This window comes from uncultured Candidatus Kuenenia sp. (genome assembly GCF_900696675.1).
In the GTDB taxonomy this organism is placed as follows: domain Bacteria; phylum Planctomycetota; class Brocadiia; order Brocadiales; family Brocadiaceae; genus Kuenenia; species Kuenenia stuttgartiensis_A.
Genome location: NZ_CAADGZ010000015.1, coordinates 1 through 12,539, shown reverse-complemented (window position 1 = coordinate 12,539; position 12,539 = coordinate 1). Strand labels below are relative to the sequence as shown.

General features: G+C 41.3%; 10 protein-coding genes. 4 read left to right on the top strand and 6 right to left on the bottom strand.

Annotated elements, in window-relative coordinates; genetic code table 11:
- Window positions 1-8 precede the first annotated feature (8 nt).
- From QZT26_RS04245 to radC, 6 genes are all read right to left on the bottom strand, one after another.
- A complete protein-coding gene (locus QZT26_RS04245) occupies window positions 9-2,585 on the bottom strand; it encodes a DNA gyrase/topoisomerase IV subunit A (protein WP_295100887.1) in 2,577 nt (858 codons plus the stop codon).
- Window positions 2,586-2,589: 4 nt separating this feature from the next.
- Complete coding sequence (locus QZT26_RS04240; protein WP_295100884.1) at window positions 2,590-4,431, bottom strand: DNA topoisomerase IV subunit B; 1,842 nt, start codon at window positions 4,429-4,431, stop codon at window positions 2,590-2,592.
- 176 nt (window positions 4,432-4,607) lie between these two features.
- The gene (locus tag QZT26_RS04235) at window positions 4,608-5,291 is read right to left on the bottom strand and encodes an NAD(P)H-hydrate epimerase (protein WP_295100882.1); all 684 of its coding nucleotides are present in this window, start codon (window positions 5,289-5,291) and stop codon (window positions 4,608-4,610) included.
- Between the two features lies 1 nt (window position 5,292).
- Entirely contained in the window at window positions 5,293-6,711 is a 1,419-nt protein-coding gene (gene pyk, locus QZT26_RS04230; RefSeq protein WP_099323842.1) for a pyruvate kinase, read from the bottom strand.
- Between the two features lie 156 nt (window positions 6,712-6,867).
- Window positions 6,868-7,107, bottom strand: coding sequence for a hypothetical protein (locus QZT26_RS04225; RefSeq protein ID WP_099323843.1), 240 nt, complete (start codon window positions 7,105-7,107; stop codon window positions 6,868-6,870).
- A gap of 91 nt (window positions 7,108-7,198) precedes the next feature.
- Complete coding sequence (gene radC / locus QZT26_RS04220) at window positions 7,199-7,897, bottom strand: DNA repair protein RadC (RefSeq protein WP_099323844.1); 699 nt, start codon at window positions 7,895-7,897, stop codon at window positions 7,199-7,201.
- 296 nt (window positions 7,898-8,193) lie between these two features.
- On the opposite strand from radC, the gene QZT26_RS04215 reads away from it, so the two are divergent.
- From QZT26_RS04215 to xerD, 4 genes are all read left to right on the top strand, one after another.
- Complete coding sequence (locus tag QZT26_RS04215) at window positions 8,194-8,745, top strand: DUF2284 domain-containing protein (protein WP_164995158.1); 552 nt, start codon at window positions 8,194-8,196, stop codon at window positions 8,743-8,745.
- 22 nt (window positions 8,746-8,767) lie between these two features.
- Window positions 8,768-9,079: a phasin family protein gene (locus QZT26_RS04210; protein WP_099323846.1), complete on the top strand. Its 312-nt coding sequence runs from the start codon at window positions 8,768-8,770 to the stop codon at window positions 9,077-9,079.
- 357 nt (window positions 9,080-9,436) lie between these two features.
- Window positions 9,437-11,125, top strand: coding sequence for an AarF/ABC1/UbiB kinase family protein (locus QZT26_RS04205; RefSeq protein WP_164995159.1), 1,689 nt, complete (start codon window positions 9,437-9,439; stop codon window positions 11,123-11,125).
- Window positions 11,126-11,157: 32 nt separating this feature from the next.
- On the top strand, window positions 11,158-12,045 hold the full coding sequence (gene xerD, locus QZT26_RS04200; RefSeq protein ID WP_164995160.1) for a site-specific tyrosine recombinase XerD: 888 nt from the start codon (window positions 11,158-11,160) through the stop codon (window positions 12,043-12,045).
- The last annotated feature ends 494 nt before the right edge of the window (window positions 12,046-12,539 follow it).

Below are 12,539 nucleotides of genomic sequence, written 5' to 3'. Positions count from 1 at the left end.
TTTCACAATTACCGCGGCCCTCTATCATTAAACAGCTTCAATTGATGGTAGTCTTCTTTTGCGTCATGGTCCGGTTCTGGTTTTCCGTTCTCAACCATCTTAACGTCGATTACCTCATAACTGCTCAACCGATTGCCTCTTGCCTTCCATCCTTTGACATCCACAAGGTTATTCAAAGACGCAACTTCACTTCGTTTTTCTTTTTTACGTCCGAAAACGCTGTGTATCTCTGCTTTAGGGTCTGCATCCGTTGTGACAACTGCCGGAAAACTACCTTCACTTTCTCCAATGAATGAGAAGACACGGCCAACAACATCTGATTCTGTTTTAAAGCGTTTTATGTAGTAATTTTTTGATTCTCCGTCAAAATATACCGCGGTAATAATGGTTTCAGGGTTATATTTTTCAAGTATGTCAATTTTTTCATTATCATAATGATTTGTCAGTTCAAAGGTCGTCAACTCCAATGCGCCATCCTTGTATATCACCAGTATCCTGTCTTCCCCTTCAAATTTGCCCAAATATTTCCCACGGTTTTCACTATTAAGCCTTCCAACCGTCTCGTCATACCAGATATCAATCCCGCCGAGGGTAGAAGTTCCGGCTTTTTTATGAAGTATCTTGCGAACCGGATATTTTGTAAGCCTGTTCCCGATAGAAGCACGTCCCTTCACGGCAAGACCGGCAAAGTCATAGTCAAATGTCAGTTTGCGGGCAGCGCTTTTCGTGCTGAGTGCCACCGTTACTTCCTCTGATTCGCTGTTTGGGTTTGCGCTGAAATAAAGTACCTTTGAGCCTTTTTTCCCCTGCGACAGGTTGTAGGATTTATCGTACGTAATGGAAGTGACTGCAAAACGTTTCACATAAACGGGACCGTCTTTTCCATCCTGATATATCATGTGGTATATCATGCGTGCGTCGTTTTTTTTCCATACCTGGGCATGTATAATATCTTTTCCGACAAATGCTTTTTCCGATACCCGTGTAACCATAAAGGTACAGTCCGACAGGAAAACAATGATGTCGTCAATATCAGAACAATCGCCAATGTACTCTTCTTTCCTGAGGCCATAGCCTATAAAACCATCCATCCTGTTAATATACAGTTTTTGATTGGCCTGGGCAACCTGTGCAACATGAATAGTTTCAAAGTTGCGGATTTGTGTTTTTCTTTCCCGACCCTTTCCGTATTTTTTAATCAGATTTTCAAACCAGGCAATAGTGTACTCGGTAAGATGCTTTAAATCATATTCAACCTGTTTGATTTCGACTTCCAGTGCCTTAATAGCCTCGTTGGCCTTAAAGGAATCGAAGCGGGAAATGCGTTTAATTTTTATTTCGGTGAGACTGACGATATCTTCCTCATTTATTTCACGTTGAAAATGTTTTTTATAAGGCGTCAAACCTTTATCAATGGCGGCAATCACCCCTTCCCATGTTTCACATTCTTCGATATCCCTGTAAATGCGCTTCTCAATAAATATTTTCTCCAGTGAAGAAAAATGCCATGCTTCCCGCAGTTCGCCAAGTTTAATCTCCAGCTCGCGTTTCAAAAGACCTACGGTGTGTTTTGCAGATATTTTCAGGATTTCATTCACACCGAGAAACCTTGGTTTTTCATCTATAATGACGCATGCGTTGGGCGATATGGATATTTCACAATCAGTAAAGGCGTACAGTGCGTCAATAGTGACATCGGGAGAGACATTTGGCGGGAGTTCAACAACTATCTCCACATCCTTTGCGGTATTGTCCACCACTCTTTTGATTTTTATCTTGCCGTTTTCATTTGCTTTTACGATGGAATCCATAACGTTAGCCGTGGTAGTCGTGTAAGGAATACTGCGGATAACAAGGGTTTTCTTCTCCAATATCTCTATTTTTGCCCGAACGTTGATTCTGCCGCCGCGCAACCCTTCGTTATAATTGCTGAAGTCCGCCATACCTCCCGTGGGAAAGTCCGGCAGGAGATTTACTTCTTTCCCGCGCAGTGTGTCTATTGATGCTTCAAGCAATTCAATAAAATTGTGGGGCATAATCCTTGTAGCAAGACCTACGGCAATACCTTCAGCGCCTTGTGCCAGCAGCAACGGAAATTTCATGGGCAAAAGCACAGGCTCTTTCTTTCTGCCATCATATGAAAGCTGCCATTCGGTGGTTTGATTGTTAAAAGCCACTTCAAGGGCGAATTTTGAAAGACGCGCTTCGATATAACGAGGAGCGGCTGCGGAGTCACCCGTCGAAATATCGCCCCAGTTCCCCTGCGTCTCAATCAGAAGGTCTTTTTGTCCCAAATTAACCAGCGCTTCACCAATAGCGGCGTCTCCATGTGGATGGTACTGCATGGTATGGCCAATAATATTGGCTGTTTTATTAAAGCGTCCGTCGTCCATCTGTTTCATCGAATGTAAAATACGGCGCTGAACGGGCTTTAATCCGTCAAGCAACGCAGGAACTGCCCTTTCCAGGATTACATACGATGCGTATTCAAGAAACCAGTTGCTGTACATTTCCGAAACATGAAGCGCCTCATGGATGACGCCATTTGCTTCAGAAGAACTTTTAAACATTTTATTATTAACCATACTCTTAAGCTACATTCTTCTCAACGGACAGGTTCTCTATAATAAATGTTTGCCGGTCAGGGGTATTTTTCCCCATATAGTAGCTCAGCGTCTGAACAATTGAATCTTTTTGTCCAAGCACTAAAGGCTGCAGACGAATATTTTCGCCAATAAATTGTCCAAATTCATTTGGCGATATCTCTCCCAAGCCTTTAAAACGCGTTATTTCAGGATTTTTACCCATCTTATTCATCGCTGCGAGTTTCTCTTCCTCGTTATAACAATACATTGTCTCATTCTTATTGCGAACACGAAACAGCGGTGTTTCAAGTATATACACGTGCCCGTTCTTCACTAAATCGGAGAAAAACTGTAAAAAGAACGTCATCAATAGCAGGCGGATGTGCATCCCGTCAACATCTGCATCGGTGGCAATAATCACGTTATTGTAGCGCAGATTTTCAATACCGTCTTCAATATTCAAAGCGTGCTGGAGCAGATTAAATTCTTCGTTTTCGTAGACCACTTTTTTGGTTAATCCAAAGCAATTAAGCGGTTTGCCCCGCAAACTGAAGATGGCCTGAGTCTCCACATTGCGCGCTTTCGTAATTGAACCGCTCGCAGAATCCCCTTCTGTAATAAAGATAGAACTTTCGTAACGTTGTTCATTCTTTTCGCTATTGTAGTGTATACGGCAATCCCGCAATTTTTTGTTATGGAGATTGGCCTTCTTTGCCCTCTGATTTGCCAGTTTCTTTATGCCGGCGATTTCTTTGCGTTCCCGCTCAGACTGCAGGATACGCTTCAAAAGCTTTTCTGCAACATCATTATGCTTATGCAGATAATCGTCCAGTTCTTTTTTCACATAATCGTTAACAAATGCACGAATGGAAATGCCGTCCGGGCTGATATTAATCGAGCCTAGTTTTGTTTTCGTCTGCGATTCAAACACCGGCTCCTGTATGCGCACACTAATAGCGCCGACAATGGAAGCCCTGATGTCAGCGGCGTCGAAATCCTTTTTATAAAACTCGCGTACCGTCCTGACTATTGCCTCACGGAAAGCGGCCAGGTGAGTACCCCCCTGGGTTGTGTGCTGTCCGTTCACAAAGGAATAGTACTCTTCGCCATACTGGTCGGCATGGGTAAAAGCAAATTCAATATCCCTGTCGCGGGAATGGATAATCGGATACCGCAGGGTCTCCGGGTCTGTTTTCCGGGTCAGCAAATCAAAAAGACCATTTTCGGAATGAATTTTCCTTCCGTTAAAGTCAATGGTCAATCCGGCATTGAGGTAGGCATAATTCCAGATTTGATTCTCAAGAAAATCGGGAATAAAACGGTAATTTTTAAATATCGTCTCATCAGGAATAAATTGTATTAATGTCCCGTTTCGATGGCTGGTCTTTTCAACCGGGAAATCTTTCGTCATATTGCCACGGGAAAACTCAACGGATTTCGCATTGCCGTCACGTATAGATTGCACCATGAAATAACCTGATAATGCATTCACCGCTTTCGTACCAATGCCATTCAACCCTACTGATTTCTTAAATGCCTCGGAATCGTATTTACCACCGGTGTTAATTTTGGCGACACAGTCGAATACTTTCCCCAGCGGGATGCCGCGCCCGTAATCGCGCACCGCCACCTCATGTTCACTGATTTTAATCTCTATTGTCTTTCCGAAACCCATCACATATTCATCAATAGAGTTATCAACCACTTCCTTCACCAGCACATAGATGCCGTCATCCATAGACGACCCATCGCCAAGTTTACCAATATACATCCCGGGACGAAGACGGATATGTTCCTTCCAGTCCAGTGATTTTATATGTTCTTCCGTGTATGCTGACTTCACCATGATAAATCCTTTAAAAAAATATGATTACTACTCTGCCGGTTTAAACAGATACGTTGGAGAGTTACGATTTACGATTTGAATTTTGGGATTTGGGATTTTTTTAATCTGTGTAATCGTTCGACTGAGCTCTCGACGAAGTCTGTGAAATCTGTGGTTTCCTTTTTATTAATTCATGATTAACACATTTGCCTAAGCAATTCCCCGGGAATGCTTATATCGGTAACGACAACCTCTCCCGTATGATTTGGCCCTTCTCCCAGATAAAATCCCTTTTTGCACGCGGCAAAAGTTATCGTTTTTCCTGCCTTTATTGCAGCTCCCAATACATTGCCGGTATCACAATCTAAGCCGGATGGTATATCCACAGCTATGATTTTTTTCTTCAGTGTATTTATCCCACGAATCAATGTTGTAAACGGTTCACGCACCTCTCCGGACAATCCTGTGCCAAAGAGCGCATCAATGAGCATTGTAAAGCGTTTCAGATTATCAATGGCATCATTTACCGCCTGAAGATCAATATATTCTTTTACCGGTATCTTCATATTCAGAAGTATTCGCAGGTTTATACCGGCGTCGCTTTTCTTTGGAATATCCGTTGTTTTTGCAAAAATAAATACTTCAACCGGAATGCCTTTATTAGAAAGGTGTCTTGCTGCAACAAAACCATCCCCTCCGTTGTTGCCCTTGCCGCATACAATAGCAATTTTTTCTCTCTGCAGGTCACCGGTTTCTCTCACCACCTCCTCTGCCACATTTCTGCCTGCATTTTCCATCAGGAGCATCCCGGGAATCTGATATTCCTCAATAGCTTTCCGGTCAAGTTCTCTCATTTCTTCACGGGTCAATGATTTCTTCATCTTAATACACCCTCAACAAATTCGTTGAACCAGGTATCCCTACCGGTACACCTCCGGTAATCGCAATGGTTTCATTTTCGCCAATGTATCCTGCTTGTTTTGCCGCCTCTATGCCTTTTTTCATCATATCATCGGTATTTTCCATTGATTCGGTAAGAATCGGTATAACACCCCACACCAATGCAAGCCTTCTGTAGGTGCATACCGAAGGAGTTACAGCAAGGATCTTCTGCCGCGGGCGATACTTTGAAATAAAACGAGCCGTACTTCCCGATTGGGTACAGGTGATAATCGTATTCATGTTTAATTCATTTGCGACCTGACACGTTGCTATGCTTATGGCGTCAGGAATAGTGGTACGGTTTTCCGGTATGCGAAATTTTTCGAATGTATTGCTTTGCGTTAAATCAGGCTCAATTTGTTTCGCAATCTTCGTTAGCATTAGCACCGCATCGGCAGGATAGCGCCCTATTGCCGACTCTTCTGAGAGCATTACCGCATCGCTTCCGTCAAGAATCGCATTTGCGACATCGGTCACCTCTGCCCGTGTGGGGCGATAGTTATTTACCATTGAAGCCAGCATTTGCGTTGCGGTAATCACTGGTTTGCCGTATCTGTTTGCAAGCCGGATAATCATTTTCTGAACGGAAGGAACTCTCTCCAGTGGTATTTCAACCCCAAGATCTCCCCGTGCAACCATAATTGCATCCGCAGTATTCACAATTTTTTCTATATTATCTACTGCCTCGTGCTTTTCAATTTTCGCGATAATTGGGATAGTTTTGCCTTTCTTCTGTATAAGGTCCCGCAATTCCGTTATATCCTCAGCGGTTTTTACAAAAGACATCGCTACGTAATCAACCCCTTGCTCTATTCCAAATTCCAGATCCTTTTTATCCTTTTCCGTTAATGAGGATACCGGCAAACTTCGTGCAGGAATATTAATTCCCTTTCGAGAGGTCAGTACCCCTCCCACAATTACCTTGCAATGAATATTTCTATCATCCTTTTGTATGACTTCTACTTCTATTTCTCCGTCACTTAACAGAAGGGTATCGCCTATAGATACATTCATGGGTAAATCTGAATAATTGATTGATATAACACGCTCATTCCCCACTATATTCCTGGTGGTAAGGGTAAATGTATCGTTTGTCTTCAAGGTAACCGCATCGCCGGAAAGCATCCCGATTCTTATCTTTGGCCCTGACAAATCCTGGAGCACGGCAACGGGTTGCATTAATTTTTCCGAAATGGCGCGAATATGGGAAATACACTCTTTGTGTTGGGATAGTTCGCCATGCGAAAAATTAAGACGTGCCACATTCATCCCGGCACATATTAACTGTTCAATCATAGCCGGAGAATTACTCGCCGGCCCAATGGTACATACTATTTTTGTTTTTCTGTAATTATTCATTTTTCACAATTGTCGAATTAGTTTAGTTTTTCAAAAAACTAAAATGTTACCCAATTATCATATTTTACAATTAAATATTTTGACAAAAAGTGCAAGGAAATAACTTTTAAGTGGGTTGTAATTCTACATGTATTTCGGGCAAACGAAAATTGTTACTTAATCTCTAAATACAGGCCTCATATTTATTTTCAATATGCTATCTTCATCCTTTTTTTCTTTTTCCCGCTCGCTTTTTCTTGCTCTCGCCTTTTCAAGTTCTCTTTCAAGCATTTTTCCAAGTTCCTTTTCTTTTTCTAGCTCTTTTTGCAATTCCTGGATAATTAAGGACGATCGCATGTATTCGCAGATCAGACAAAAATTTATAAATAAGCTTATATAAAAAACAATATCTATCATTCCCTCTTCTTTCTCATCTATAATTAGTCATTTGTCATTAGTCTCTCGTCTCTCGTTAACCGCCGATTATAGATTGCCGACAAAAGAAGTCTTATGACACAACCCCTTTATCCCTCAAACTTACATAACATCCATTCCCTACAATAATATGATCCAGGACTTTTATACCTACAATATTGCCCACTTCCTGAAGCCTCTGTGTTATTTGTATATCTTCCTTGCTTGGTTCAGGGTCACCGGAAGGGTGGTTATGCACAAAAACTACCGATGCGGCAGATTCTTTAATAGCAGGGCTAAATACCTCCCGCGGATGCACAATGCTGAGTGTTAAACTCCCTATGGAAATAGTCAATTCTTTTATGATCCGGTTTTTATTGTCTAGTAATGTAATAAGAAAATATTCCTGCTTCTTTTCCCTCAACCTTTCGTGAAAATGATGGAAAATATCGCTGCTCTTTTTAAATTGTTGCGCCGTTTTTACCGGAATGGTAGAAAATCGTCTCGCAATGGCAAGCGAGGCCTTGATTTGCGCTGCACGGGCAGGGCCTATGCCTTTCACCTTGCATAGTTCACCTATTGAAATAGCACTTAATGCTCGAAAATCACCATAGTCAGAAAGAAGTTTCTTCGCTAAATCAATGGCGCTATATTCCTGCGTTCCATCGCGGATTATGATGCCTAAAAGCTCCGCATCGGTTAAATGTTCTTCACTGCCCTGGATTAGCCTTTCACGTGGGCGTTCGTTGAGAGGCAATTGTTTTATTGTAGGGCGTTTACTTTTTTCCTGCATTTTTTTGTAGACGATAACTTTTCAATTATTCCGGCCGGCAAAAATGAATGGACATGTATTTTAGCAACACTTTAGTTTTTTGAAAAACTCCAACAATCGTATTATCTTAAATGCGTTCACACCCAAATGGGCAAATGCTTCGCCTCTACTTTTTCAAAAAAACTAAAGTGTTACGTAATTCTAAGCGAAAAAATATTTAATTACAAAACAATGACGGTTTATAGTAAAATCAGTCTTGTTGTTTGTATATAACAACAACCATCACGCTTCGCAAGAACTATTTTTCAGGAGTTCCTATGCATAGTAACACAACATTTACCGCCATTGCCCACCGGCAACATAATGACGAACGGCACAATGTTTTAATAAAAGAAGCCTTGTCCCTCGGCTGCGAACAAGCCTTTTTTATACACCCCGAAGTGATAAGCATTGCACGATGGGTTCAATTAAAATGTAAATACGGCTGCAGCGAATACAATAAAAAACTAACATGCCCCCCACATTCCCCTGCTTATGATGAAATGAAAGAAATTCTGAAAGAATACAGCAATGCATTGCTCTTGCATGGCCACCTGAGCTGGCAAATGAGATATATGATAACAAAAATTGAAGAAAAGGCTTTCTCCCTGGGATTTTACAAAGCTTTTGGACTAGGAGCAGGCCCATGCCAATTATGCGAACAATGCGATGCTGCTTCAACATGCATTCGCACGGAGGAAGCCAGGCCATCAATGGAAGCATGCGGCATTGATGTATATCAGACTGTAAGAAACCTTAATCTTAAAATAGAAACACTCACGAGTAAAACCGACGAAGTGAATATATATGGCCTGGTTTTGTTAGAATAAATTATAGGGAAGGGAGATTACTATGCTGTCAGAAATTATGAAAAAAGCAGTAAACCTTGGTTTTGGCGCAATGCTTGTAACGAAAGAAAATGCAAACGAACTCATTGAAGAAATGGTGCGAAAAGGCGAAATCCAAAAGGATGAAACCCTCGCGCAAGTAAAAGAAATACTGAAGAAAATCCTTCCCAGCAAAGAAGAGATTGAAACACGGACGGAAGAATTAGTAGAAAAAATACTCCACAAGCTTGACATACCGACACGGCACGAACTCCAGGAAATGCAAAAAAAACTTGAAGCTATTTTGAAAGAATTAGACATCAAGGAAAAGAAGTAAGGGACTTGGAATTTTCTATTCTATAGTAGCAGTCGGCAGATTTAGGACTGTGGACTAGGGTGGCAAGGACAAACCCTGTTTTTCAGTGTTGAACTCTCACTCCGTTGTCTATGAAGCATACATTTTGAAATGTGGATATGCAACGACGGCAGGGGCGAAGCATTTACCAGTTTGGCTATGAACGCATTTATGACAATCTGTAGCAAATGCTTCGCCCCTGCTTTTGCAATTACAAAGCATTGAGCAAATATTACAAAACCACTGACAAGCAAGGCTTTTCAGTGCCACCCATTACGGAATAATTGCTTTGTATCAATTTGAAAAATCACAAACTGTAAACCTTTTGAGTATAACTTCATGCCAATCAGAAAAATTCGTCAAAAAATCAGAGACATTCACCGCCTGAACAAAATCATGAGGATTCTGGGCAAGCACGGGTTCGGCTTTGTTATTCAACGCCTTCATCTGGAAAACTATGCCTTCGGCAAGGGCGTTATCAAAAACCGTTTCCTCAGATATTTTGCGGAAACACAGGAACCCCGCGCTGTTCGCCTTAGAAAGGTGCTGGAAGAACTTGGCCCTACTTTTATAAAATTTGGACAAATCTTAAGTGTCAGACCTGATTTAATCCCCTTGGATCTTTGCGAAGAACTGAGCAAATTGCAGGACCGGGTGCCGCCATTTCCCTATGAAGACGTCAAAAAACAGATAAAAGACTCTTTTGGGAAATTACCCGAAGAGTTATTTTCTTCATTTGATCCCGTGCCGTTCGCTGCTGCATCTTTGGGACAGGCACACAAAGCGCGGCTTCAAACAGGTGAAAATGTGGTAATAAAGGTACAAAGGCCAAACCTCAACAAAATAATTACCACAGATATAGATATCCTTAACACGCTTGCCCAGCTCGCAGACTGGTATATGCAAGATATAAGGATTCTCAACCCGATCACCATTGTCGATGAATTTTCAAAGGTTATCACAAAAGAAATAGATTTTACCTACGAAGCGCACAATATGGATAAATTCCGGAAGAATTTTAAGGACAACAAAACCATACATATCCCGAAAGTATATTGGGATTACACAAGGCCAATGGTGATGACTACTGAAGAAATACATGGGATACGGCTGAATGAATATCTGCTTCAGCCGCACACTACTGAAGAAAAAAAAGCCGTCGCGGTAAACGGGGCAAATGCAGTACTTCAGCAAATATTCATAGATGGTTTCTTTCATGCAGACCCCCATCCTGGCAATATTTTTGTTCTTCCCAATAATGTTTCCGCCTTTATCGATTTCGGGATTGTGGGCAGGCTTGATGAAGAGACGCGCGATGCTATCATTACACTGCTCATTGCAGTATCTAAAAAAAATATACCCGGCATTATCAAGGCTTTAGAGCTGTTAGGGGCAATTGATGAAGAAAATCCTATCCGCGATCTAAAGAATGATATCAGCGAATTTTTAGAACGATATTACGATATCCCGTTAAAACAAATAGAAGTCCCTGCAATGTTACACCAGACCCTCGATTTAATGACACGGCACAAACTAAAAATCCCCCCCCAATTTCATCTTCTCTTTAAAACATTTGCCACCATAGACGGAGTTGCCAGACAATTAGACCCTGAATTCAATTCCATACTTCATACAAAACCATTCGTAGAAAAACTTGTGCTTGAACGCTATGATCCAAGGCGCATATTCAAAGATATAGAGATGTATTCCAGTGAATTGATAGACATTTTAAAGTATATTCCAAAAGACGCCTTTGAAATCTTAAGGAAGATTAAAAAGGGGACTTTAAAAATAGAATTTGAACATCAGGGCCTTTCAAAATTTATCTCCGAAATGGACAAATCAAGCAACCGGGTTTCATTCAGTCTCGTTATTTCCGCCCTTATTATAGGCTCTTCCCTCATTATCATGGCCGATAAAGGACCGTTGGTGTATGGTTTTCCGGCACTGGGTATATTGGGGTTTGTATTTGCGGGTATCCTGGGAATGGGGTTGGCAGTAGGCATCCTGAAATCAGGCCGTTTGTAAATACTTTATTTTTCAGAAGGATTTTTAGTGCCTTGGATGAACTTATTGATTCCTTTATAAACTATCTTCTTGTTGAATGTGGTTCAGCCATGAACACCATTCATGGCTACCAAAGCGACTTGCAGCTTTTTATAAAATTCTTATTAGGCAAAAATATTCATGATTTCAGCACTATCCGTCCGAATATCATAACAAGCTTCATTATTTCTGAAAAACACCGGGGACAATCGGTAAACTCTATTAACCGTGCAATTGTTTCCATCCGCATGTTTTATAAATTCCTTATCCTTGAAGGAAAACTGCAAAAAAATCCCCTTGTATCCCTCGACAGTCCAAAACTATGGAAAAAATTACCTTATGTAGTGCCGATACACAAAATCGAAGACCTCCTTTCCGCCGCAGACGTCAAAACAAAACTAGGCATCCGGAATAAAGCCATTCTCGAACTACTCTACGCTACCGGTGCAAGGGTATCCGAAGTAGCCACAATATCGCTGAACGGAATAAACCTGGAATATGGATATATAAAATGCAAGGGCAAAGGTTCCAAGGAACGAATCGTACCTCTTGGGAAAAAGGCATCCATCGCCATCCAGGAATATTTGACGACCGTAAGACCGCAAATCAAAGACAGTCAGAACAGTCATTATTTATTCTTATCGAGGACGGGACGGCCTTTACGGAGAGAAAACATCTGGCTTATTGTAAAAAATTGTGCATTAAAAGCGGGAATTACCGAAGCTATTTCTCCCCATAAGTTGAGGCATTCATTTGCGACACATTTGCTGGAAAACGGGGCAGACTTACGGGCTGTCCAGGAAATGTTAGGCCATGTAAGCATCTCTACTACGCAAATATACACCCATGTTAACAAACAACACCTTAAAGCCATCCACCAAAAATTTCACCCGCGTGCTTAAACAAATTCGTATATAAGAAGCGTAGGGTGGATTAAGCGACAAGCGAATCCATCAAATGATAATTTAAAATTAAACCCTCTTCGTAATGGAATACCAACCGTGTTGCCTGAAGTATTTAGTGTCTGTTCGTTTTCGCTGCCTTTATTTTGGTGGATTCGGCATAAAAGACAATGCCTTAATCCACCCTACCATTAAATAGAAATATAGGGACACTTCCCTTATTTTTCCAGCAAGATAAAGCAAGTAATATGGGAAGTGGTCCCTAATTATCTTTATCAGTAATTTCTTTGCATTTTTGGCAAAATATTTAATGGTGAAATTTGTAACACTTTAGCCTTTTGAAACTGGCGCTGGAAACTACATTCGCGGGTTCACTCATTAGAAGGCTTTTGTCAAGGACAAAATATCTCCGGTCGCAAAAATATCTACATTTTCACGTTTTGAATACCCCTCCAAGTACGGAATCGCTCTTACTGCTGTTTACGAAAATGACT

Bases quoted from the DNA above. Each gene is read 5' to 3' on its own strand.
- radC (WP_099323844.1), bottom strand. From the start codon at position 7,897: ATGCAGGAAAAAAGTAAACGCCCTACAATAAAACAATTGCCTCTCAAC.
- QZT26_RS04215 (WP_164995158.1), top strand. From the start codon at position 8,194: ATGCATAGTAACACAACATTTACCGCCATTGCCCACCGGCAACATAAT.
- pyk (WP_099323842.1), bottom strand. From the start codon at position 6,711: ATGAATAATTACAGAAAAACAAAAATAGTATGTACCATTGGGCCGGCG.
- QZT26_RS04210 (WP_099323846.1), top strand. From the start codon at position 8,768: ATGCTGTCAGAAATTATGAAAAAAGCAGTAAACCTTGGTTTTGGCGCA.
- QZT26_RS04240 (WP_295100884.1), bottom strand. From the start codon at position 4,431: ATGGTGAAGTCAGCATACACGGAAGAACATATAAAATCACTGGACTGG.
- QZT26_RS04225 (WP_099323843.1), bottom strand. From the start codon at position 7,107: ATGATAGATATTGTTTTTTATATAAGCTTATTTATAAATTTTTGTCTG.
- QZT26_RS04235 (WP_295100882.1), bottom strand. From the start codon at position 5,291: ATGAAGAAATCATTGACCCGTGAAGAAATGAGAGAACTTGACCGGAAA.
- QZT26_RS04205 (WP_164995159.1), top strand. From the start codon at position 9,437: ATGCCAATCAGAAAAATTCGTCAAAAAATCAGAGACATTCACCGCCTG.
- QZT26_RS04245 (WP_295100887.1), bottom strand. From the start codon at position 2,585: ATGGTTAATAATAAAATGTTTAAAAGTTCTTCTGAAGCAAATGGCGTC.